The sequence below is a fragment of the Nonomuraea sp. H19 genome (genome assembly GCF_052068215.1).
GTDB lineage: Bacteria > Actinomycetota > Actinomycetes > Streptosporangiales > Streptosporangiaceae > Nonomuraea.
In genome coordinates this window covers 332,097-355,013 of sequence record NZ_JBQHCV010000004.1, presented here as the reverse complement: position 1 = coordinate 355,013, position 22,917 = coordinate 332,097, and the positions used below count along the sequence as shown (strand labels likewise).

Annotated in this window: 20 protein-coding genes; 8 read left to right on the top strand and 12 right to left on the bottom strand. The window is 71.2% G+C overall.

The genetic code is table 11. The features are described from left to right. Positions 1-78: 78 nt before the first annotated feature. From ACTMTI_RS11000 to ACTMTI_RS10980, 5 genes are all read right to left on the bottom strand, one after another. The gene (locus ACTMTI_RS11000) at positions 79-1,020 is read right to left on the bottom strand and encodes a sigma-70 family RNA polymerase sigma factor (protein WP_441120097.1); all 942 of its coding nucleotides are present in this window, start codon (positions 1,018-1,020) and stop codon (positions 79-81) included. A 106-nt stretch (positions 1,021-1,126) separates the two neighbouring features. After that, positions 1,127-2,272: an imidazolonepropionase gene (gene hutI / locus ACTMTI_RS10995; protein WP_441120095.1), complete on the bottom strand. Its 1,146-nt coding sequence runs from the start codon at positions 2,270-2,272 to the stop codon at positions 1,127-1,129. Then, on the bottom strand, positions 2,269-3,594 hold the full coding sequence (locus ACTMTI_RS10990) for a formimidoylglutamate deiminase (protein ID WP_441120093.1): 1,326 nt from the start codon (positions 3,592-3,594) through the stop codon (positions 2,269-2,271). The genes hutI and ACTMTI_RS10990 overlap by 4 nt, the downstream gene beginning before the upstream one ends. Continuing rightward, the gene (locus tag ACTMTI_RS10985; protein ID WP_441120091.1) at positions 3,585-4,748 is read right to left on the bottom strand and encodes an allantoate amidohydrolase; all 1,164 of its coding nucleotides are present in this window, start codon (positions 4,746-4,748) and stop codon (positions 3,585-3,587) included. Before ACTMTI_RS10985 ends, ACTMTI_RS10990 begins: the two co-directional genes overlap by 10 nt. Before the next feature lie 26 nt (positions 4,749-4,774). Further along, the gene (locus ACTMTI_RS10980) at positions 4,775-5,461 is read right to left on the bottom strand and encodes an SDR family oxidoreductase (RefSeq protein ID WP_441120089.1); all 687 of its coding nucleotides are present in this window, start codon (positions 5,459-5,461) and stop codon (positions 4,775-4,777) included. A gap of 239 nt (positions 5,462-5,700) precedes the next feature. Between ACTMTI_RS10980 and ACTMTI_RS10975 the strand changes: the two genes are divergently transcribed. Then, entirely contained in the window at positions 5,701-6,654 is a 954-nt protein-coding gene (locus tag ACTMTI_RS10975) for an ATP-binding cassette domain-containing protein (protein ID WP_441120087.1), read from the top strand. Then, a complete protein-coding gene (locus ACTMTI_RS10970) occupies positions 6,651-7,400 on the top strand; it encodes an ABC transporter permease (protein WP_441120085.1) in 750 nt (249 codons plus the stop codon). Before ACTMTI_RS10975 ends, ACTMTI_RS10970 begins: the two co-directional genes overlap by 4 nt. Here the strand turns inward: ACTMTI_RS10970 and ACTMTI_RS10965 are convergent. The 4 genes from ACTMTI_RS10965 to ACTMTI_RS10950 all read right to left on the bottom strand — a co-directional run bounded on the left by ACTMTI_RS10965 (position 7,380) and on the right by ACTMTI_RS10950 (position 12,646). Beyond that, positions 7,380-8,213, bottom strand: coding sequence for a MurR/RpiR family transcriptional regulator (locus ACTMTI_RS10965; RefSeq protein ID WP_441120084.1), 834 nt, complete (start codon positions 8,211-8,213; stop codon positions 7,380-7,382). The genes ACTMTI_RS10970 and ACTMTI_RS10965 overlap by 21 nt on opposite strands. A 108-nt stretch (positions 8,214-8,321) precedes the next feature. Further along, on the bottom strand, positions 8,322-9,920 hold the full coding sequence (locus ACTMTI_RS10960) for a High-affinity nickel-transporter (protein WP_441120082.1): 1,599 nt from the start codon (positions 9,918-9,920) through the stop codon (positions 8,322-8,324). Continuing rightward, the gene (locus ACTMTI_RS10955) at positions 9,917-11,119 is read right to left on the bottom strand and encodes a tetratricopeptide repeat protein (protein ID WP_441120080.1); all 1,203 of its coding nucleotides are present in this window, start codon (positions 11,117-11,119) and stop codon (positions 9,917-9,919) included. Before ACTMTI_RS10955 ends, ACTMTI_RS10960 begins: the two co-directional genes overlap by 4 nt. Positions 11,120-11,269: 150 nt before the next feature. Further along, positions 11,270-12,646 (bottom strand): DUF4331 domain-containing protein, encoded by a 1,377-nt coding sequence (locus ACTMTI_RS10950; protein ID WP_441120079.1) that lies wholly within the window; start codon positions 12,644-12,646, stop codon positions 11,270-11,272. Positions 12,647-12,858: 212 nt separating this feature from the next. On the opposite strand from ACTMTI_RS10950, the gene ACTMTI_RS10945 reads away from it, so the two are divergent. The 4 genes from ACTMTI_RS10945 to ACTMTI_RS10930 are packed head-to-tail and all read left to right on the top strand — an operon-like array spanning position 12,859 to position 17,721. After that, positions 12,859-14,583, top strand: coding sequence for an ABC transporter ATP-binding protein (locus ACTMTI_RS10945; protein WP_441120078.1), 1,725 nt, complete (start codon positions 12,859-12,861; stop codon positions 14,581-14,583). A gap of 53 nt (positions 14,584-14,636) precedes the next feature. Beyond that, complete coding sequence (gene hutU / locus ACTMTI_RS10940; RefSeq protein ID WP_441120077.1) at positions 14,637-16,286, top strand: urocanate hydratase; 1,650 nt, start codon at positions 14,637-14,639, stop codon at positions 16,284-16,286. 59 nt (positions 16,287-16,345) lie between these two features. Then, positions 16,346-16,921, top strand: coding sequence for a PadR family transcriptional regulator (locus tag ACTMTI_RS10935; protein ID WP_441120075.1), 576 nt, complete (start codon positions 16,346-16,348; stop codon positions 16,919-16,921). Next, positions 16,918-17,721 carry an SGNH/GDSL hydrolase family protein gene (locus ACTMTI_RS10930; RefSeq protein ID WP_441120074.1) on the top strand — a complete coding sequence of 268 codons (804 nt, stop codon included), beginning with the start codon at positions 16,918-16,920 and terminating at the stop codon, positions 17,719-17,721. The genes ACTMTI_RS10935 and ACTMTI_RS10930 overlap by 4 nt, the downstream gene beginning before the upstream one ends. On the opposite strand, the gene ACTMTI_RS10925 is transcribed toward ACTMTI_RS10930, so the two are convergent. The 3 genes from ACTMTI_RS10925 to ACTMTI_RS10915 form a co-directional block, all read right to left on the bottom strand. Then, complete coding sequence (locus ACTMTI_RS10925) at positions 17,688-18,407, bottom strand: nucleotidyl transferase AbiEii/AbiGii toxin family protein (RefSeq protein WP_441120073.1); 720 nt, start codon at positions 18,405-18,407, stop codon at positions 17,688-17,690. The genes ACTMTI_RS10930 and ACTMTI_RS10925 overlap by 34 nt on opposite strands. A 4-nt stretch (positions 18,408-18,411) precedes the next feature. Beyond that, complete coding sequence (locus ACTMTI_RS10920; protein ID WP_441120071.1) at positions 18,412-19,167, bottom strand: hypothetical protein; 756 nt, start codon at positions 19,165-19,167, stop codon at positions 18,412-18,414. A gap of 123 nt (positions 19,168-19,290) precedes the next feature. After that, the gene (locus tag ACTMTI_RS10915) at positions 19,291-19,995 is read right to left on the bottom strand and encodes a FadR/GntR family transcriptional regulator (RefSeq protein WP_441120069.1); all 705 of its coding nucleotides are present in this window, start codon (positions 19,993-19,995) and stop codon (positions 19,291-19,293) included. A 124-nt stretch (positions 19,996-20,119) separates the two neighbouring features. On the opposite strand from ACTMTI_RS10915, the gene ACTMTI_RS10910 reads away from it, so the two are divergent. Then, entirely contained in the window at positions 20,120-21,478 is a 1,359-nt protein-coding gene (locus tag ACTMTI_RS10910; RefSeq protein ID WP_441120068.1) for a glutamine synthetase family protein, read from the top strand. Positions 21,479-21,486: 8 nt separating this feature from the next. Then, entirely contained in the window at positions 21,487-22,833 is a 1,347-nt protein-coding gene (locus ACTMTI_RS10905) for an aldehyde dehydrogenase family protein (protein WP_441120067.1), read from the top strand. The last annotated feature ends 84 nt before the right edge of the window (positions 22,834-22,917 follow it).

Genomic DNA, 22,917 nt, shown 5'->3' with positions numbered 1-22,917 from the left:
CACACGTCGCCGACGCGGCGCATCGGCGGGAAGGTGTACGGCGGACCGGGCCTCAGCCGGTGCCAGGAGGGCGAGAGGTCAGGCGGCGGCCGTGGCCATCTTGCGGAGACGGGCCAGAGCGTCACGCTCGATGCGGCGAGCCCGGTCGCGCCCGATGCCGTAGCGCTCCCCGACCTCCGTCAACGTGTGCTCGCGCCCGTCCACCAGCCCGTATCGCCACCGCAGCATCTCGCTGGTGGAGCCCTCGAGCCCGGTCAGCCACTCGTCCAGCCGCTCCCGCTCCAGGATGTCGATCGCCTGCTGCTCGGGATCGGCCCACGTCTCGTCGGCGATCATGTCGCCCAGCTCGGTCTCGTCCTCGTCACCGACCCCCAGTTGGAGCGAGACCGGGTCGGAGGCCCATCGCCGCAGCTCGCGCACGCGCTCGATCGGCAGCTCCAGGATCTCGGCGAGATCGTCGTCGGTCGGCTCGGCGTCGAACTCGGCCAGCATGTCGCGGCGCACCCGCATCAGCCGGGTCATCTGCTCCCCGGCGTGCGTGGGCAGCCGCACCGGCCGCGCCTGCTCATGGATGGCCCGCCCCACCGACTGCCTGATCCACCAGGTCGCGTACGTGGAGAACTTGTATCCCCGGCGGTAGTCGAATTTCTCCACGGCACGAACAAGGCCCAGGTTCCCCTCCTGGACCAAGTCGATGAGCGGCATCCCCCTGCCCGAATATTTCCTGGCCACCGCCACCACCAGGCGCAGGTTGGCCTGGATGAACTCGTCTTTGGCCCGCTGACCCGAGATGGCCAGGCGCTCCAGCTCCTCGTCCGCCGCGTCCCCGATCCGCGGCTCCGAGCCCCCGCTGTCGAGCAACTGCTCTGCGAAGAGTCCCGCCTCGATCCGCTTGGCGAGCTCTACCTCTTCCTCCGCCGTGAGCAGTGGGACCCGGCCGATCTCGGCCAAATAGGTCCCCAGCAGATCGCGGTCTGCGACGTGCTGCTCCTGCGTGCGACTCCCCGTAGGCCTTGCCATCCCCAGGCACCTCGTTCCGCAGCTGCGTTCTATATCCGGGCAACGTCCGGCCACATGCAAAGATTCCCTAAAGCACTACGTCCGAGGGAGGGTTCTGGATGTCCTCCTAAAGGAGGAGACCGCCCTGAAACACCTGGTGAACGAGGGGTACGCCGGGCCGGTAGGCCAGATGGACGTAGGACGGGGCGTCGAGCACGACGAGGTCCGCGCGGGCTCCGGGCCGCAGCCAGCCTACGTCCGTACGGCGGAGCGCGCGCGCCCCGCCGTACGTCGCCGCCCGGATCGCCTCCAGCGGCGTCATCCCCATCTCGCGCACGGCCAGCGCCACGCAGAACGGCATCGACGAGGTGTACGACGACCCCGGGTTGCAGTCGGTCGCCAGCGCCACGACGACCCCGGCGTCGATCAGCCGCCTGGCGTCCGGGTACGGCGACCGCGTCGAGAACTCCGCCCCCGGCAGCAGCGTCGCCACCGTGCCCGAGGAGGCCAGGTCAGCCACGTCGGCCGCCGTCAGATGGGTGCAGTGGTCGGCTGAAGCCGCGCCCAGCTCGCAGGCGATCCGCACCCCCGGCCCCTCCGTGAGCTGGTTGGCGTGCACCCGCGCCCCCAGCCCCGCCTTGAGGCCGGCGCTCAGGATCTCCCGCGTCTGATCCCCGTCGAACGCCCCGCGCTCGCAGAACACGTCCACCCATTTCGCATGCGGCGCGCACGCCTCCATCATCTCCCCGGCCACGAGCCGGACGTAGGAGTCGGCGTCCATGTCCGCGGGCACCACGTGCGCCCCCAGGAACGTGGTCTCGCCGGTCAGCCCGGCGGCGATCTCCAGCGAGCGCCGCTCGTCCTCGACGGTCAGCCCGTACCCGCTCTTGATCTCCACGGTGGTGGTGCCCTGGAGGAGCATCTCGTGGACCAGGGCGCGGGCGCGGGCGGCCAGCTCGGCGTCGCCGGCCTGCCGGGTGGCGGCGACCGTGGTCCTGATGCCGCCCCCGGTGTACGGCTGTCCTGACATGCGGGCCTGGAACTCGGCGGTCCGGTCGCCGGCGAAGATCAGGTGGGCGTGGCTGTCGACGAAGCCGGGGATGACGGCGCGGCCCCGCACGTCGACCCGCGTGTCGGCGCCGGGGGCCCGGGCGGCGGGCCCCGCCCAGGCGACCAGGCCGTCCTCCAGGACCAGCGCCGCGCCGGGGATCTCCTCGCGCTCGGGATCGCCGGTGTAGAGCAGCCCGATCCCGTCGATCAGCGTCGTGGTCATCGCAGGGCTCCGATCGCCTCGGCCAGCAGGGATCCGACGTCGCCGAGCCGGTGCCGCCCGTCCGCGACCACGCGGCGCCCGCCGGAGATCACCGAATGCACGTCCGCCGCCGTGGCCGCGAACACCACGGCCTCCAGCCCCTTCGCACCCGCCGTGCGGACGGAGTCGAGGCGTAGCGACACCAGGTCGGCCCACGCTCCGGGCACGAGCATGCCCGCGTCCGGGAAGCCGAGCGAGGTGTGGCCCGTGGACGTGGCGGCGGTGAGCAGGGCGGCGGCGGGCCAGTGGCCGCGTTTCCCGCTGGCCAGCCGCTCGTCCAGCTCGACCGCCCGGGCCTCCTCGAACAGGTCGATCATGGCGTGGCTGTCGGAGCCGAGCGTGATCGGCGCGCCCCGGTCGGCGAGGGTCCTGGCCGGGCCGACGCCGTCGGCGAGGTCGCGCTCGGTGGTGGGGCACATGCAGATGTACGTGCCCGACTGCGCGAGCAGCTCGACGTCCACGTCGGCCAGATGGGTGGCGTGCACGGCGGTCGAACGCGGCCCCAGCACCCCGTGCTCGTGCAGGACCTGGACGGGCGTGGCGGCGTACGTCTCCACGCAGGCCGCGTTCTCCGCCGGCTGCTCGGAGACGTGCGCGTGCAGGGGTCCGGCATGCCGGTGCGAGAACTCGGCGACGACCGGCATCTGCTCGGGCGGCACCGCGCGTACCGAGTGGATGGCCGCGCCGATCTCCACGTCGGCCTGGCCCTCGTAGGCGGCGGCCAGGTCGTCGGCTCGGGCGGCCCAGCGCTCGGCGTTGCCGTCGCCGAAGCGCACCTGGGCGCCGGACAGCGGCTTGCCGATGCCGCCGGTCAGGTAGCAGGTGTCGAGCAGCGCGATGCGCAGCCCGGCCTCGCGGGCGGCCTGGACGAGGGCGTGGCCCATGGTGTTCGGCTCGTCGTACGGGCTGCCGTCCGGGGCGTGGTGCAGGTAGTGGAACTCGCCCACGCAGGTCACCCCGGCCAGCGCCATCTCGGCGTAGACGGCCCTGGCCAGCCGCAGGTAGCTGTCGGGGTCGAGCCGGGCGGCCACCTCGTACATGCGATCGCGCCAGGTCCAGAAGTCGCCCTTGCCCTCCTGGGCGGCGCCCCTGAGCGCGCGGTGGAAGGCGTGGGAGTGGGCGTTGGCCAGGCCTGGGATGGTGAGCCCGGCCAGCCGCTCGGCGGAGCCGGGCGGCGGGCCCTGGCCGATCCGGGCGATCCGGTCGCCGTCGACCACGACCAGCACGTCGTCCGCGACGCCGTCGGGCAGCCAGGCCTGTTCGCACCAGTACGTCAGCGACACAGATCCTCCAGCACGTCCGCCAGTGCCACGACTCCTGCCTCGCAGTCTGCCTGCTCGGCGTGCTCATCAGGGGAATGGGACACGCCGGTGGGATTCCTGACGAACAACATGCCCGTCGGCACGCCCGCCGCGGCCAGGATTCCCGCGTCGTGCCCGGCTCCGGTCGGCAGGATCGGCGCGGGCGTGTCGCCGCCCGCCACTCGGGCCAGCCGGTCCCTCAGCACCGGGTCGAAGTCGACCACCGGCGTCCAGGACTCCTCGCGCACGTCCGCGCCGCCGGCCAGCTCGGCCACCAGGTCGCGCACGTCGAGCTCGGCCGGGCCCCGGGCGTCCAGCCAGGCCGTGACCAGGCCGGGGACGGCGTTGGCGTTGCCGGGCGAGACGCGCACTTTGCCGACGGTGGCCACGATGCCGCGCCGCTCGGCGGCCGTGCGGGCGGCCAGCACCATGCGGGCGAGCGGCAGCATCGGGTCGTCGCGGTCGGCCAGCCTGGTGGTGCCCGCGTGGTCGGCCCGGCCGCGGAAGTCGAACCGCCACCGCCCGTGCGGCCAGATCGCGCTCGCCACGCCCACCGGCCTGTCGTATTCGACGAGAGCGCGGCCCTGCTCGACGTGGAGCTCCACGAAGGCGCCGATGGTGGCCCGGGTTTCGGGGTCCCGCCCCAGCTCGTGCGCTTTCCGCCCGGCCCGCGTCATGACCTCCGCCAGGGTGTCGCCGTCGTCGTCGGTGAGCGCCAGCGCCCGCTCCGGCTCGATCGCGCCCGTGAGCAGGCGCGACCCCATGCACGGCACGCCGAACCTGGCGCCTTCCTCGTCGGTGAAGCAGACGATGCCGACCGGAGTCCTGGGCGATGTGCCGCGGCTTTTCAGGATGTCGAGGGCGGCGAAGGCGGACACGACGCCGAGCGGGCCGTCGTACGCGCCGCCCTGGCGTACGGAGTCGAGGTGGCTGCCGGTCACCACGCCGGGCCGCCGCGACGGGTCGCCCCACCAGGCCCAGAGGTTGCCGTTGCGGTCCTCGCGCAGGTCGAGCCCCCGTCGCGCGGCCTCACCCGCGAACCACTCCCGTAGCTCCATGTCCGCGTCCGACCAGGCGTCCCTGACGTAGCCGCCGGTCGCCGGGTCCCGTCCTACGTTTGCGAGTGGTTCCAGCATGGACCCACTGTAGTGAATGGACCCATTCAGTTCACGGGGCCGGCGGCGGGGCGTACGGTCAGCTCGGTGAGGTGGGCGTCGGCGCCGGCGTTGACGGCGGCCAGCACGGCCCGCGCCACGGTCTCCGGCTTGAGATATTTGTCGGGCTCGAACGGGCCGCCCTCATACTGGCGCAGCTCGCGCTGCATGTCGGTGGCCGTCCGGCCGGGGTAGACGGTCGTGACCCTGAGCTCGCGCTCCTCCAGCCGCAGCGCGTCGGCGAACGCCCTCAGCGCGAACTTGCTGGCCGCGTACGCTCCCCACTCCGGATTGGCGCGCTGGCCCGCGCCGGAGTTGATGCACACGACGTGGCCCCGGGCGCGTCTGAGCGCGGGCAGGAGCAGCCTGGTCAGTTCGGCGACGGCGACGACGTTCACCTCCATGGTGCGGCGCCAGACGTCGGCGGGCTGGTCGGCGATCCTGCCGAGCACGCTGATCCCGGCGCAGTGCGCGAGCACGTCGATCCGCTCGATCCCCCGCACATCCGCCTCGGTGACGGCGGTCAGCTCCACGGGCCAGGGCCGCGCGCCGGGCAGCTCCGCCGCCACGCCTGCGAGCGCGCCCTCGTCCCTGCCCCCGAGGATGAGGTGATGCGTCGGGCCCAGTGCCCTGGCGATGGCCGCGCCGACACCCCGCGAGGCACCGGTGACCAGCGCCGTTGGTCGTTCAGTCATGCCCTCACCCTATTGACCTCGGCCGACATCGCGGACCCGGTCCAGGCGGCGCTGACGTTCATCGGCAAGCTGGAAAAGCAGCAGCTTTCGGACGCCTCCGTATGGCAGGATGACGCAGCTCCAGATGCGCGTCGAGACCATGGGACACCTCGTCCACCTCAAGCATCACGACGGCGCCCCCGAGCACGTACGCGAGAGCCTCCGCCTGACGAGGCCGGTGAACTGCCATGAGGAGACTTGTGATCATTAAGGCGCATGACTTACAGAAGACATTCACCACCAAGAGCCGCAAGGGCCCGCAGAAGGTCGAGGCCGTGCGCGGCGTCGACATGGAGGTGGCCGCAGGCGAGATCTTCGGCGTGCTCGGGCCGAACGGCGCGGGCAAGACGACCACGATCAGGATGCTGACCACGCTGATAAGACCCGACGCGGGCAGGGCCGTGATCGCGGGGCACGACCTGCTCAAGGAGCCCGCCGCCGTCCGCAGCAAGCTCGGGTACGTGAGCCAGGCCGGCGGGGTCGAGGACACCACCAGCGCCAGGGCTCAGATCATGATGGCCGCCAAGATCCATGGGGTGGCCGATGCGGCGGGGGCGACGGCCGACGTGCTGGAGCGCTTCGACCTGACCGAGATGGCCGACCGCCCGGGCCGGACGCTCTCCGGCGGTCAGAAGCGGCGGGTCTCCATCGCGCTCGGGCTGGTGCACAACCCGCCGCTGCTGTTCCTCGACGAGCCGACCACGGGCCTGGATCCGCAGAACCGGGCGAACCTGTGGGACCGCATCAGGCAACTGCGCGAGTCCGGCACGAGCGTGCTGCTCAGCACCCATTACCTGGACGAGGCGGACGCGCTGTGCGACCGGCTGATGATCGTCGACCACGGCCGGGTCGTGGCCGAGGGCACTCCCGCCGAGCTCAAGCGGGAGGTCTCCGGTGATGTGATCACTCTCAGGCTCGACGACCCGGAGCGGGCGGCGGAGACGCTCAAGCCGCTCGCCCGCGAGACCCGCCTCGACGGCGACGTGCTGCGCGTCTACGCCGACGACGGCGAGCACACGCTGCCCGCGCTGCTGCGGGCGCTTGAGGAGCAGGGGATCAAGCTGAGCTCGATCGCGCTCGACCGATGCACGCTCGACGACGTGTTCCTGGCCAAGACCGGCCGTTCCCTCCGCGACACCGGAGCCGCCGCATGATCCGCCACACCGTCCTCTTCACCGGCTACGAACTGAAGAAGTCGTTCAGCAACCCGGTCTGGCCGCTGTTCGGCATCCTGCAGCCGGTGCTCTACCTGGTCATGTTCGCGCCGCTGTTGAAGACCATGACACCCGGCGGGACGACGGTCGACGCGCTGCGCATGTTCACCCCGGCGGCGATGATGATGATCGCGGTCTTCGGGTGTCTGTTCTCCGGGTTCGGCCTGATCGCCGACCTGCGCAACGGCTCGCTCGAACGGCACGCCGTCAGCCCCGCGTGGCGCCCTGCCGTCGTGCTCGGGCGGGTGGCCAAGGACATGGTGGTGCTGGTCTGCCAGGCGATCCTGGTGTTGATCGTGGCGATCGCGATGGGCGTGCGCATCGGGGCCGTCGAGCTGCTGCTCGTGCTGCTGCTGATGGCCGCGACCGGGCTGTTCGCCTCCAGCCTGTCGCAGGGGCTGGCGCTGACCGTGCGCGACGAGAACGGCATGTCCCAGACGCTCAACCTGTTCCTGCTACCGATCATGCTGCTGGCCGGGTTGTTCGTGCCGATCTCCTTCGCGCCCGACTGGATGAAGACCCTCGCGCCGATCAACCCGCTCTACCATGCGGTCGAGGCGGGGCGGGCGTTGTTCGCCGGGCGGCTGTCGGACTCCTCGATCCCGATCGCGTTCGCGGTGTTCCTGGTGCTGGCGGTGCTCACGACGGCCTGGTCGGTGCGGTCGCTACGCAAGATCGCCGGGTAGGAACGTACCGGTCTCGTCGGTCATCCGCTCATACTCCTCCAGACGGGCCTGCGTACGCAGCGGCGCCGCGTCGGCCATGGCCTCGACCAGGGCCATGGCCAGGGCCAGCGGCGCCGCGTGCGAGTCGAACACCAGCCGGTCGCCGACGGGCGCGTCCAGCACCACCTCGGCCGGAAACTCTGGCTTATCCGTTATGACCGCCGCCCGCAGTCCCAGCTTCTCGGCGTACTCCAGCGCCTGCAGGGCCTCCCTGGGATAGCGCGGCAGCACCACGGCCACCACCCACTCGGCTCCCGCCCGCCGCGCCGCGTGCAGCCCGTCGACCAGCTCCGACCCGCCATGGGTGAGCAGGCGCACGTCGGGGTGGATGCGGCGGGCGTAATAGGCCAAGGTGGTGGCCAGCCCGCAGGAGACCCGCAGCCCCAGCACGGGCAGCGGCTCGGTGGCGGCCAACTGCTCGCCCAGCTCCTTGAGCGGGAACGCCGTCAAGCGCTCGCGCACGAAGGCGAGGTTGCGGATCTCGGCGTCGATGGCGCCGCGCAGCAGGCTCTCCTGTGGCGCCTGCGCCGCGCCGCCCAGCACGAGCGGCCGCAGCGCCTGACGCAGCTCGGGATAGCCGGCGAAGCCCAGGACCATGGCGAACCTGGTCACGGACGGCTGGCTGACCCCGGCCCGCTCGGCCAGCTCGACGCTGGACAGGAAGATCGCCTCCTCGAGGTGCTCGCTGAGGTAGTGCGCGATCCTGCGCTGCACGGGCGACAGCCTCCGGCCATCCAGCAGCACAGCGAGTCCACCGTGATATCCGTCCGCCACGCCACCTCCAACGTTCCCCGCCCGGCATTGTCATCCCGCCCTCGGCTGCGGCCTGCCTCTGAGGGCCGCCCGCCGCCCATGGCTCATGACGGCAACTGAGCGGTGAGACTACAGGGCGGCCACCGACCGGAGGACCAGGCCCGTACCGAGGAGGACGACCATGACGGATGTGCCCAGCGGGGCCAGGCCGGACACCCTGGCGGCCAGGCGGCGGCCGGCGGCGGCGCGTTGTTCCAGCCGGTCCACCAGCTTGACCAGGAGCAGGCCGGTGAGCGTGAGCGTGGCCGCCATGCCGACGCCGTAGGCGGTCACCAGCGCCACCCCGAACCAGGTGCGGCCGAGTGCGATCGCCCCGAGCAGGACGATCAGGGCCGAAGGGCTGGGGACGAGCCCGCCCGCAACCCCGAGCCCGACCAGCCCGGCTCGCCTGCTCTTGTCCCCGTCCTCGTTCTCTTCCCCATGCCCATGCCCATGCCCATGCCCATGCCCATGCCCATGCCCATGCCCATGCCCATGCCCATGCCCATGCCCATGCCCATGCCCATGCCCATGCCCATGGCCGTGGCCGTGGCCGTGGCCGTGGCCGTGGCCGTGGCCGTGGCCGTGGCCGTGGCCGTGGCCGTGGCCGTGGCCGTGGCCGTGGCCGTGGCCGTGGCCGTGGAGTGGTGTGTGGTGGCGGGCGTTCAGCAGGAGGCGGAGGCCGATGACGGCGATCAGGGCGCCGCTGGCCACCCCCAGCCAGGCCAGCACCGACTCCCCGGCCAGCGCCGTGAACGCGCTCAGCAGCAACCCCACCACCAGCACCCCGGCCGTGTGCGTGGCCGTCACCGTCGCGCCCACGATCACCGCGTCGCGCGGCCGCCCCCGCCGCCCCGCCAGGTACGCGGCCATGATGGTCTTGCCGTGCCCCGGGATCAGCGCGTGCCCGGCCCCCAGCACCACCGCCAGCCCCACGGCCAGCAGCCCGAGCGGCACCGTCAGCGAGTCCGACCCGACCAGCTCCGTGAACGTCCGGTCCAGGCCGGCCAGCGCCTCCCCGATGGGCCCGCCGATCCCGATCCCGCCGGGCACGGCGCCACCGGGGGCGGCCGAGCCGCCCGAAGGGCCCAGGGCCGGGGCGGCGACGGTCAGCGTGGCGGTGCGCTGGTCGAGCGGCTCGGCCAGCAGGCCGTCGGGGTACGCCCGGAGCTCCCGGCTCACGCTCACGGCGGGCACCGACGAGTGGGCCAGCCGTACCCCGTCACCAACGGCGGTGATCTCCCGCCAGCCGATCCTGTCCTGCTCGAACCCGTCGGCGAATTCCACGGCCCCCGAGGCGCGGATCTCGGCCACGAGCCGGCAGGTCAGGCGGCTGGTCTGGAGACCCCCTTCGCCGGGGCGGTAGGCGAACTCGGCGCCCGCCACGCGCCACGGCACCTCCGCGCCGGCCACCTGGAGCCGCTGGGCGGCGGCCAGCGCGGCACAGCGGCGGGCCGCGTACCCGGCGTCCACCTGTGGCCTGGCCTGCAGGGTCGGCAGCTCGGCCAGATCCACGACGGCGAGGTTGCGCACGTCGGAGGCGGAGATCCGCAGGCCGTTGTAGTGGTTGACGGTGAACTTGCCCAGCGGGTGCAGCGTCGATGGTCTCGCCTGCGCCGGGCCTGCCGGCAGGACGGCCAGCACCAGGGCCGCCACCGCGAACAGCAGGCCGGATCGGAGCGATCTCATGAGAACCTCGCCAACGCGGGAAGTGCCGGGTCGAAGCCGGGGTCGACGCGCACCGCGGAGCGGCCGAGCGCCCGCTCGATCGTGGCGCGGTGGTAGCGCAGCAACGGGTTCCGCCAGCCGGTCGAGGTGGCCTTCTTCGCGTATGGCAGCGCCTGGCCGGGCTTGCCCGCCTTGTACAGGGCCCAGGCCAGGGCGTCGGCGGCGACCAGGTTGGGGTTGCGCGTGTACTCGGCTCTGGCGTGCTCAACGGCCGACGCCGGGTCGCCGTGGTCGGCCTCGAACTCGGCCCAGGTCAGGTCGTCGCGCACCCCCGCGGCCTCGAACAGCTTCTGCTGCGCCTTGAGCAGCGTCCAGTCGGCTTTCAGGCCCGCCTTGAGCCGCGTCTCGCCCTGCTCGATGAGGTATTGAGGGAGCGGGAGCCGTTCCACCACTCGCTCGTAGAGGTCGAGCGCCTCGGGCAGCCGGCCGCCCAGCGCCGCCGCCCTGGCCTGGCCCGCCAGGGCCGGCGTGTAGGCGGGGTAGGCCTGCAGGGCCTTGGTGTACCAGTCGTTCGCCGTGGCCAGATCGCCGGAGTGGAGCGCCAGCTCGCCCAGGTAGAAGCGGGTGTAGGCGAGGTCGGCGGGCAGCCAGGCGTCGTCATGGGCGCGTTCGAGGTATTCGCGGGCGCCGGCCGGGTCGCCGCGCAGCTCGGCCGCGTACGAGGCACGCGCGAAGGTCGCCACCCCCGGGCGCAGGTCCATCATCGTGGCCACCGCCCGCTCGGCCCCGCGCAGGTCTCCTAGCTGCGTCCGGGCGTCGGCCAGCACGCCGTGGGCCGCGGCGCCGTACGGGTTGGCGGCGATGGCCCGCTCGGCCAGCCGTACCGCGTCGGAGAACTCGTGGCGGCCCGCGGCCAGCGCCGCCTGGCCGGTGAGCACCGCGTCGTCGCCCGCCGCCAGCTTGGCGGCGGTGACCAGCGCGCCCTCGGCCTTGGCGTAGTACGACGGGTCACCGGTGATCCTGGCCTGGTCCACGTACTGGGAGCCGAGCTCGGCCCAGCCGCGGTAGTCGCCGGGCAGGCGCTTGAGCCGTTCCCGCAGCGTCTCGGTGAAGGGCTGGGCCGTCGCCGGCTGCTGGGCGGGTGCCGCCGAGAAGGAGACGATCGTGAAGATCAACGCTCCGATGAGGGCGAATCCGCCGAATAAAGCGAGGGTGCGCATGTCAAAGGCTCCAGAGCTGGGTGCCGGACCGGCCGGCCGCGACGGGATACGCGGCCGGCCGGTCCTTCTCTGGCGGCAGACGATGGGAGACGGGGAGTCTGCCGCCGCGGGAACCGGCCGTGTCAGGAGAGGGAAGCGGCCGGTCGGGGTCTAGCGCTGGTTCACTGCCACGTTGCCCGGCAGTGGGATGTACGGGAACGACGGCAGGAATGGCTTGTCGTTCTTGTCCACCTTGTCCGTCAGGCCGGGGACGAGCTTGCCTGACTGCGCGGCGCCTGCCAGGGCCTGCAGTTCGATGTCCACGACGTCGTCGACGAGGCGCCGGCCGTTCGGGAAGCCCTGCAGGTCGCCGGCCAGCACGCCGAGCCGGTTCGGGTCCTTCGAGGGCGGGATCGCCATGTTGAGCCGCAGCATCTCCGAGGGACGCAGCTTGGCGGCGTCCTTGTTGAGGATCTGGGAGTTCAGGTCGGCCTTGATCGGGCCGTTGGCCTTGGCGATGCCGGTCAGGAATATCTCCACCAGGTCGTCGCGCGGGGTCGCCGGCGCCTTGATGCCGTAGATGGCCTCCAGCAGCCGGGCCACCTCCGGGTCGGTGACGCGCTTGACCAGCGCGGCCACGCCTGCGTCCCGCTCCGGCGGCAGCGCGTTGAACGCGTCCTTGAGCCCGGCGGGCGAGACGACCTCGTTGACCAGCGGGTTGCCGAGGCGCGAGACCTGGACGTACTTGCTGCCGTTGAACTTGTCCGTGGTGGACCAGACGCCGATCACCGGGTTCCGATTCGGGTCGCCCTTGACGGCCAGGTCGGATTGCGGCACCTGCACGGCCAGCGTGTTGACGTTGTAGCCCCTGGTGGTGTCCTGGCCGACCTCGGTCAGGTCGCCGCCGTAGAGCAGGTCGAACACCCGCAGGTCCAGGAAGAACGCCTCGTCCGACTGACCGGCGAACGCCTTGCCGCCGCCGGGCAGGCTCCCGATGGACTGGGCGCGCAGCGTGCCGTAGTCGGGCATGGACGCCGGGCCCACGTTGCTCGGCGCGACGATGCCGTCGGAGATCAGCGTCCTGGAGCCGCCCGGCGTGATGCGCTTGAGCGTGTAGCGCTGGCGGAAGAGCAGGTTGGGGTCGTCCAGCGAGGTCACGGGCCCGTTGTTGTACAGGAACGTGGTGGTGCCGCGCTGGTCCTCGTCGCGGAACGTCCACTGATACGTGACGTCGGGCTTGGCGTCGCCGTCGTTGTCGATCTTTATGTTGTAACGCGAGCCGGTGTCGAACGGGTAGAAGTTCGGGCCGCCGTTGGGCTCCTGGAACGGGATCCAGTTCGCCAGCAGCGTCACGGTGCCGGCCTTGTCGGGGCTGACGAACGCGTACAGGTCGGTGTTGTCGTTACGCGGGTCCCCCGCGATCTTCGGAGCCTCGCGGTGCGAGGAAGCGGTGCCGGAGTCCATGCGGAGCACGGCCGACGACGACGCGGCGAGCGCCGCGGCGAGGCCAAGTCCGACTAGAGCACGCCGGTTGATCCGGAGCTCCATGCTGTTCGGTCCTTTCGAAGGGCTGATCGGTGCTGCGAGGTTCCGGCCGGGTTCCTCGACGCCCTATTCGTCCGAGCGCCGCCTCTGGATGTCTCATCCTCAAGAAGGAGGGTCAACCAAAGTTGACATACTTAGGTCGTCAATTTAGGTTGACCTCGTCGGGTGGTGCCGATCGGGCGGCACCGTTCGTTGGACGAAAGTCGAGAAATATCGTGAAGGGAGATGCGGTGGTCAAGGAGTTGCTCCTCTACGTCCGCCCACACCGGAAGATCCTCTTTCTGGGCGGGTTGCTGGGCCTGATCGGCTCGGTGGCGGGCCTCGCGATGCCGTTGCTGGCCAAGTACGTGGTGGACGCGTTCGGCGAAAGACAGTCGATGGCCGGGCCGCTGCTGGGGTTAACCGTGGCGGTGCTGGTCGGCGCCGTGGTGTCGGCCGCGGGCAACTACCTCATGGAGCGCACCGGCGAGGGCATCGTGCTCAGCGCCCGGCGCAAGCTCGTCGACCGGATGCTCCGGCTCAGGGTCGCCGACGTGGACCGGCTCAAGCCCGGCGACCTGCTGTCACGGGTGACCGGTGACACGACGCTGCTGCGCGCGGTGCTGACCAACGGCATCGTCGAGTCGGTCAGCGCGGTGTTCATGCTGGTCGGCGCGATCATCATGATGGCGACCATGGACGGCGTGCTGCTGCTGGTCACCCTCCTCGTGGTGGTGGTCATCGGCGGTCTGGTCGCGCTCATCATGCCGAAGATCCAGCGGGCGCAGTCCCATGCCCAGGAGGCCGTGGGCGAGATGGGCGCCGTGCTGGACCGGGCGCTGCAGGCGTACCGGACCGTCAAGGCGAGCGGCGCGGAGGAGCGGGAGATCGCCGTGGTCGGCGACGCGGCCGTGCGCGCCCGCGACCGCGGGCTCCAGGTCGCCGGGTGGACGTCGCTGGCCGGGGTGGCGACGTGGATGGCCGTGCAGATCGCCTTCCTGTGCGTGCTGGCCGTCGGCGGGGCCCGGGTCGCCTCCGGCACGCTGGAGGTGTCGTCGCTGATCGCGTTCCTGCTGTACCTGTTCTACCTGGTGCCGCCGATCGGGCAGCTCGTCCAGGGCGGGGTCCAGCTCCAGCAGGGCCTGGCCGCGATGAAGCGGATCAAGGAGATCGAGGACCTGCCGGCCGAGCCCGCCGAGCCACTCGGCGTCACGATCGACGCCGCGCCGATCGGGGTGACGTTCCAGGACGTGGTGTTCCGCTACGGCGAGGACCGGCCGCTGATCCACAACGGAGTCAGCTTCGAGGTGCCGCCCGGCGGGCTGACCGCGCTGGTGGGGCCGTCGGGAGCGGGCAAGTCCACGGTGTTCGGGCTGCTCGAACGCTTCTACGACCACCAGGACGGCACGATCGTGATCGGCGGGCGGGACATCCGCGACTGGCCGCTGGGCGAGTTGCGCGCCGCCCTCGGGTACGTCGAGCAGGACGCCCCCGTGCTGGCCGGCTCCCTGCGGGAGAACCTGCTCTTCGCCGCTCAGGACGCCACCGAGGAGGACCTGCGCCGCGCCGTGGCCCGTACCCGCCTCGACGACCTGGTCGCCAGGCTGCCGGAAGGGCTGGAGACGCCGGTCGGGCACCGCGGGGTGCTGCTGTCGGGCGGCGAGCGGCAGCGCGTCGCCATCGCCAGGGCGCTGCTGCGCAAGCCCAGGCTGCTGCTGCTCGACGAGGCGACCTCGCAGCTCGACGCGGTGAACGAGATGCGGCTGCGCGAGGTCATCGCCGAGGTGGCCAGGGAGACGACGGTGCTGGTGATCGCGCACCGGCTGTCCACGGTGACGAACGCCGACCGGATCGTGGTCATGGAGTCGGGCGGGGTGCGGGCGGTCGGCTCGCACGACGAACTGGTCGGCGCGGACGAGCTCTATAGGGAGCTGGCCGCTACCCAGTTTCTCGTCGGCTGACCGTTGTAGTCTGCGGGTGACAAAGATGAATGTTGTCATTCAGGAGGGTCAGGATGAGCCGCACCGTGCGGGCGCCGCGAGGCACGACGATCACCGCGAAGGGGTGGCCCCAGGAGGCCGCGCTCCGCATGCTCCAGAACAATCTGGACCCGGAGGTCGCCGAGCACCCAGAGCAGCTGGTCGTCTACGGCGGCTCCGGCCGGGCGGCGCGTGACTGGGCGTCCTTCGACGCGCTCGTCAGGACGCTCACGACGCTCGACGGCGACGAGACCCTCCTGGTGCAGTCGGGACGGCCCGTGGGCGTGTTCCGCACCCACGAGTGGGCGCCCCGCGTCCTCATCGCCAACTCCAACCTGGTGCCCGACTGGGCCAACTGGGAGGAGTTCCGGCGGCTGGAGGCGGCCGGGCTGACCATGTACGGGCAGATGACCGCCGGTTCGTGGATCTACATCGGCACGCAGGGCATCCTGCAGGGCACCTACGAGACCTTCGCGGCCGTGGCCGCGAAGCGCTTCGGCGGGTCGCTGGCCGGGACGATCACGCTGACGGCCGGGCTGGGCGGGATGGGCGGCGCCCAGCCGCTGGCCGTCACCATGAACGGCGGTGTGGCCATCTGCGTCGACTGCGACCCGCGCTCGGTGACCCGCCGCATCGAGCACCGCTATCTCGACGTGGCGGCGGCGTCGCCGGAGGAGGCGCTGCGGCTGGCGTACGAGGCGCGCGACGCCCGCAGGCCGCTGTCGATCGGGGTCGTGGGCAACGCCGCGGACCTCCTGCCGGACCTGCTGTCCCGCGGCGCCGAGATCGACATCGTGACGGACCAGACCTCGGCGCACGACCCGCTGATGTACCTGCCGGTGGGCATCGCCTTCGAGGACATGGCCGCGGAGCGGGACAAGGATCCCGCCGGGTTCACCGAGCGGGCACGGGCCTCGATGGCGCGGCACGTGGCCGCCATGGTCGGGTTCAAGGACGCGGGGGCCGAGGTCTTCGACTACGGCAACTCGATCAGGGGCGAGGCGCGGCTGGCGGGCTACTCGCGGGCGTTCGACTTCCCCGGGTTCGTGCCCGCGTACATCAGGCCCTTGTTCTGTGAGGGGAAGGGGCCGTTCCGGTGGGCGGCGCTCAGCGGCGATCCCGCCGACATCGCCGCCACCGACCGGGCCATCCTGGAGCTCTTCCCGGAGAACGAGCCGCTCGCCCGGTGGATCAGGAAGGCCGGGGAGAAGGTGCACTTCCAGGGGTTGCCCGCGCGCATCTGCTGGCTGGGCTACGGCGAGCGCAACGTCGCCGGCGAGCGCTTCAACGACATGGTGGCGTCGGGCGAGCTGCAGGCGCCGATCGTGATCGGGCGGGATCATCTGGACAGCGGATCCGTCGCGTCGCCGTACCGGGAGACGGAGGCCATGGCGGACGGGTCGGACGCGATCGCGGACTGGCCGCTGCTCAATGCCATGCTCAACACGGCCTCCGGGGCCGCCTGGGTGTCGATCCACCATGGGGGCGGGGTGGGCATCGGACGGTCCATCCATGCCGGTCAGGTGACGGTGGCCGATGGGACGGCGCTGGCGGGCGAGAAACTGAACCGGGTCCTGACCAACGACCCCGGGACGGGCGTCATGCGGCACGTGGACGCCGGCTACGAGGAGGCCGCCTCGGTGGCCGCCACCCGCGGGGTCCGGATCCCGATGCGCGAGTCCTGACGTCTCGCGCGCTCTGGCGTATAGTCATGCCCATGACTACTCATGGGCATGACTAGCGGATGGCGCTGCGGCACGCTGTGCTGGCCGCGCTGCTCGACGGCGAATACAGCGGCTACCAGCTCACGAAGGTCTTCGACGTTGGTGTCTCCAACTTCTGGTACGCCGCCCCGCAACAGCTCTACGCCGAGCTGACCAAGCTGGAGGCCGACGGCCTGATCACGGGCCGGGAGGTCGTCCAGCACGGCCGCCCCAACAAGCGGGTGTTCAAGGTCACCGAGGCCGGGGCCGGCGAGCTGGCCGGCTTCGCCGCGGCGCCCGCCAGACCCCTGCTCATCCGCGAGGATCTGGCCGTCAAGGTGCATGCCGTGGACGTGCTCGACCCCACGCCGGTCATCGCGCAACTCCGGGAGCGGGCCGAGCAGGCCGCGGTCAAGCTGGCGTTCTTCGAGAAGATCCTGCTGCGCCTGCGCGGCGACCGGGACGAGGAGTCGTTCCTGCGCGAGGGAGACCGCGTCGGCCCCTACCTGTCCTGCCTGGGCGGCTGCCGGCTGGAGCGGGAGATGCGCGACTGGTGCTTGGAGACCGCGCGGACGCTGAGCGAGCGCTCCGCCCATGCCGGGAGGACGAGATCATGAGTTACGCACGTTACGTCGCGCTCGGCGACAGCCAGACCGAGGGCCTCGGCGACGGCGACGACGTCCGCGGGCACCGCGGCTGGGCCGACCGCTTCGCCGAGCACCTGGCCCGCGCCAACCCTGGCGTCCACTACGCCAACCTCGCGGTACGCGGCCGCACGGCCGCCCAGATCCGCGACGAGCAACTGCCGGTCGCCCTGGAGCTGCGTCCCGACCTGGCCACGGTGATGGCGGGCATGAACGACATCATCCGCCCCGGCTATGACGCCGCCGCGGTCGTCGGCGCGGTGGAGGACATGTTCGCCGCCTTGACGGGCGCGGGGGCCCACGTGGTCACCGTGACCCTCCCCGACATCGGCAGGATCGCGCCGCTGGCCCGGCGGCTCCTGCCCAGGGTTCTCGACTTCAACGACCGCATCCGCGCGGCCGCCGCCCGCCACGGCGTCGCGCTGATCGACACCTATCCGCTGGCGTACGTCACCGACGCCAGGATGTGGAGCAGCGACCGGCTGCACGCCAGCCCGGAGGGGCACGCCCGCTTCGCCGCCGCGGTCGCGCACGCGCTGGAGCTGCCGGGCAGCGATGACACCTGGATGGCGCCGCTCCCGCCGCTGCCCACGCCTTCCGCCTGGCGGGCGGCGGCGACGGAGGCGCGGTGGCTGGCCACGTTCGCGGGGCCGTGGATCGCGCGCCGCCTGCGCGGCCGCTCCTCGGGCGACGGCCGCACCGCCAAGCGCCCGCTGCTCACGCCGATGATCGACGGAGGTCAGTCGATGTCGGGCACATCGTCGGCGTCGTAGTCGACGTCCCCGTCATCGGCCCTGCGCAGCTTGATGTCCTCCACCCAGCCTTGCGCGAACCGGCGGATCTCCTTGATCCGCTCCTCGCCCACGCCATGGGCCTCGAACGTCTCGTCCTCCATGAGATCGACGAACTCCAGCCGCGTGAGCAGCTCATGCACCGAGAAGGAGTCGTGGTGCACGGCAGCGAGCCGTTCGAGCGCGCGGTAGGAGTAGAGGTGCGCCACGGAGGCGACGTCGATGATGTCGCGGGCGAGGCTGCGCTCGTGCACGGCGCGCATCTTCAGCCCGACCGCGTCGTCCAGGCCCAGCACCCGCAGCGCGCCGCAGCTGATCGGCCGCTCCTGGAGCGCCTCGCGCATGAGGTCGAACTCACACGTCTCGCCGGTCGTCGCGTCGGCGACCACCAAGCGGCCCAGCCGTGGCGTGACCTCGATGATCGACGTCTCCAGTCCGGCTTCCTGGAAGGCCGCCACGACGCCATCGGTCACGTCGGGCAGTGGCGATTCTGTGGCGAAATCGAGGCCCTTGCTCAACCGGTCGGTGAAGCCATGGGCGCGCACCGCATGGCCGCCCGCGAGCACCAGCCCGTAGCGCTCGCACACAGGTGACACCGCGTCCAGCAACCGCTCCTGGAAAGGCGGGAAGCGCATCAGCCGGACGTCGTACCGCGAGGGCAGCGCCATGACGTCAAGTATGCCGACGGCCACGCCGGGTGGATGGCAGATCGTGGCGCCCCGAGAGGAACTCCTGGAAGGCGATCTTGGCCTTGATCACCGGCCGCCGCCATCGCTCCTCACGGTGGATGGCCCTGGCCATCTTGCGCGGCGACCGCTTGGCGAAGAACCAGTGCGCCCACGGCGAGCCGGGACGCGCCAGCCGTACCGCGCCGACCAGCAGCATCGGCGGCACGAACAGGCCCGCCATCCCGGTCCAGATCTTGCCCTTGAGCAGCGTGATCACGGCGAGCGCCAGGTTGGCGATGATGAGCGCGGCGGGGGCGACGAAAGTGCCGTAGTCCCAGGTGAGCGGCCGCAGGCCGATGAGGAGCAGGCCGGTGACGGCGACCGCGATGAACACGGCGTCGACCGACGTGCGCCCCTCCTCCTCCCAGTACACGTCGTGCAGGTGCAGGATCAGCGCGAACTCGTCCAGCACCAGCGCTGAGCCGACGCCGAAAATGCACGCCGCGACGGCGTATCCGACCTGGGACGCGGAGGAGACGATGAGCCCGGCGACGCCCCCGATCAGCATCAGCACCACGCCGAACACGACGTGGTGGATGTGCATCTCACCCACGTTCACGTTGCGGAACCAGCCGACCTTCGCCCTGATCAGGCGCACGTTGATGCGGGTGGCGATGAACGCCACGATGAGCGTGACGAAGTAGCAGAACAGCGGCAGCCGTCCCGTGTCGACGATGTTGAACTGGAACCAATTTTCCATGGGCCTAGAACTGATGGTACGAGCCGCGAAGCCCCATACGTCGCGTGGCGGGAAGTCTGCCGTCTATGGGTCGGTCTGGCAGATGGTAAAGCGTCAGGACTCGTGACGGCTTCCGTGGGGCCGTCATGACAGGAACGCCCGCAGCAGGGCGGCCGTCCCCTCCAGGTGCTCGGTCACGGCCTGCCGCGCCGCGTCGGGGTCGCGCGAGAGTATGGCGTCCACGATGGCCTGGTGCTGCCCGGCGGCGTGGTCCAGGTTGACCTGGAGCATCGGGATCGCGTTCAGCAGGTCGCTCACCCGCGAGCGGGCGTCCGCGCACGTCGTGGCCAGCAGGGTGGAGCCGGTCAGCTCGGCGATGGACAGGTGGAAGGCCGTGTCGAGGCGGCGGTAGTCCTCCAGGGGCGCCTGGTTGAGGTCCGAAAGCCGGCGGACGAGCACGGCCCGCTTGTCCTCCGTGAGCTCGGACATGGCCAGCACCTGGGCCGCCCCGCACTCCACCGCCAGCCGGAACGTGAGCGCGTCGGACAGATCGTCCATGCCCATCGCCGCCACGACCTGCCGCAGCTCCCCCGCGCCCGGTTCGGGGGGCTCGTAGATGACGAAGGCACCTCCGTAGCGGCCCCGCCGTACGTCGAGGTAGCCCGCGTCCGACAGGGCGCGGATCGCCTCGCGCAGGGTGACCCTGCTGATGCCGAGCCGAACGGCGAGCTCCCGCTCCGGAGGGAGCTTGTCACCCGGCGCCACCACGCCCAGCTTGATGGCCTGGAGCAGCCGCTCCACGGTCTCCTCGAAGGCGTTGCCCGCCCGCACCGGGCGCAACACCGTCATCAAACGCGCCGACTCGTCCAACATGTCCTCAGGTCTTGACAAGGGATCCCGCCATGCACCTCAATGGTCTAAGACTAGCCCAATCAACGGGAAAGCGCCTCTGTCCAGATCGGAGCGACGTCACGTGAGCGAAGGGTTCCTGTCCGTCGGCGAACTACGCGACGAGGTGACAGCCGGCCGCGTCGACACCGTCCTGCTCGCGATCGCCGACATGCAGGGCAGGTTGCAGGGCAAGAGGCTGTCGGCGCGCTATTTTCTCGACGAGGTGGTGGGGCACGGCTCCGAGGGCTGCAACTACCTGCTGGCCGTGGACGTGGACATGAACACCGTCTCCGGCTACGCGATGTCGTCCTGGGATCGCGGGTACGGCGACTTCGTGATGAAGCCGGACCTCGGGACGCTGCGCCGGGTGCCCTGGCAGGAGGGGACCGCGATGCTGATGGCGGACCTGGTTTGGGAGGGCGGCGGCGACGTGACCGCCTCGCCCCGCCAGATCCTGCGCAGGCAGCTCGCCCGCCTGGCCGAGCGCGGATTGACCGCGTACGTGGGCACCGAGCTGGAGTTCATCCTCTACGAGGACAGCTACGAGGACGCGTGGAAGCGCGGCTATCGCGACATGTCGCCCGCGAACCTCTACAACGTCGACTACTCCCTCCTCGGCACCGCCCGCGTCGAGCCGCTCCTGCGCCGCATCAGGCGCGGCATGGAGGGCGCCGGCATGTACGTCGAGTCCGCCAAGGGCGAGTGCAACCTGGGCCAGCACGAGATCGCCTTCCGCTACGACGAGGCGCTCAAGAGCTGCGACAACCACTCCATCTACAAGAACGGCGCCAAGGAGATCGCTGCCCAGGAAGGCAAGTCGATCACCTTCATGGCCAAGCCCAACCACCGCGAGGGCAACTCCTGTCACATCCACATCTCCCTCCGCAGCCAGGACGGAGATCCGGTGATGGCCGGCGAAGGGCCGCACGGGCTCTCGCCGCTCGGCGCCCGCTTCATCGCCGGACAGCTCGCCTGCCTGCGCGAGCTCACCATGCTGTACGCCCCCAACATCAACTCCTACAAGCGCTACGTCCCCGGCAGCTTCGCCCCCACGGCCGTCAAGTGGGGCGTCGACAACCGCACCTGCTCGCTCCGGCTCGTCGGCCACGGCCACTCGCTGCGCGTGGAGAACCGGGTGCCGGGCGGCGACGTCAACCCTTACCTGGCGGTGGCGGCGCTGGTCGCGGCCGGGCTGCACGGGATCGACAACGAGCTGCCGCTGGAGGAGGCGTACGAGGGCAACGCCTACGCCTCGGGCGCCGAGACGGTGCCGCACACGTTGCGCGACGCCCTCGCCCTGTTCGAGGGGTCGAAGCTGGCGTGTGAGTCGTTCGGCGAGGACGTGGTCGAGCACTACGCCAACAACGCGCGGGTGGAGCTGACCGCCTTCGACGCGGCGGTGACGGACTGGGAGCTGTTCCGTGGTTTCGAGCGGATGTGAAGGGACGCATGAAGATCGTTAATCCGGCGACGGAGGACGTGCTCGCCGAGGTCGAGTTCGCCGACGCGGCCGAGGTCGACCGGGCTGTGGAGCGTGCCAGGAAGGCGTACGCGGGGTGGCGGGACGTGGCGCCGGGCGACCGGGCGCGGCTGCTGCGGCGCTTCGCCGACCTGGTGGGCGAGCACGGCGAGGAGCTGGCGCGGCTGGAGCTGGCCAACGCCGGGCACCCGATCGGGAGCGCCCGCTGGGAGGCCGGCAGCGTACGCGACGTGCTGCACTTCTACGCCGCCGCCCCCGAGCGCAACCACGGCAAGCAGATTCCGGTGCCGGGCGGCGTGGACGTCACGTTCCAGGAGCCGCTGGGCGTCGTGGGCGTCATCGTGCCGTGGAACTTCCCCATGCTGATCATGTCCTGGGGCGTCGCCCCCGCGCTCGCGGCCGGCAACACGGTGATCGTGAAGCCGGCCGAATGGACTCCGCTGACCGCGCTGAGGCTGGCCGAGCTGGCCTTGGCGGCGGGCCTCCCCGAGGGGGTGCTCCAGGTTCTGCCTGGGGCAGGGGAGGTCGCGGGGGCCAGGCTGGTGGAGCACCCGGACGTGGCCAAGATCGTGTTCACCGGCTCGACCGAGGTGGGCAAGGAGATCGCCGCCAAGGCCGCCGCCCACGTGAAGCGGGTGACGCTGGAGCTGGGCGGCAAATCCGCGAATATCGTCTTCGCGGATGCGGACCTCGAAAAGGCGGCGAAAACCGCGCCTTATGCCGTCTTCGACAACGCGGGCCAGGACTGCTGCGCCCGGTCCAGGCTGCTCGTCCAGGCCGACGTGTACGACGCGTTCATGGCGCTGCTCACCCCGGCCGTACAGGGCGTCAAAGTCGGCGACCCGCTCGACGAGAGCACCGAGATGGGGCCGCTGATCAGCGCCGAGCATCTCGACCGGGTTCGCGGCTTCGTCGCGGACGGCACCCCCTACCTGCAGGGATCCTGCCCGCAGGGCAAGGGCTACTGGTTCCCGCCGACCGTGCTGACCCCGGACGTCACCGACCGGGCGTTCACCGAGGAGATCTTCGGGCCCGTCGTGTCGGTCGTGCCGTTCCGGGACGAGGCGGAGGCCGTACGGATCGCCAACGACACCCCCTACGGGCTGAGCGGCTCCATCTGGACCCGCGACGTGGGACGAGCGTTGCGCGTGGCCAGGGCGGTCGAAGCGGGCGCGCTGTCGGTGAACTCGCACTCGTCGGTCCGCTACTGGACCCCGTTCGGCGGCTTCAAGCAGTCCGGCCTCGGCAGGGAGCTCGGCCCGGACGCCCTGGCGGCGTTCACCGAGACCAAGAACGTCTTCATTTCGTGGGAGTGAACCCGACGCAGTGAGCGGAGTGGAGGCCCGACGAAGGAGGGACTCCGCGAAGCGAATGAGGAGCGGTGAACGACCAAATGAGCA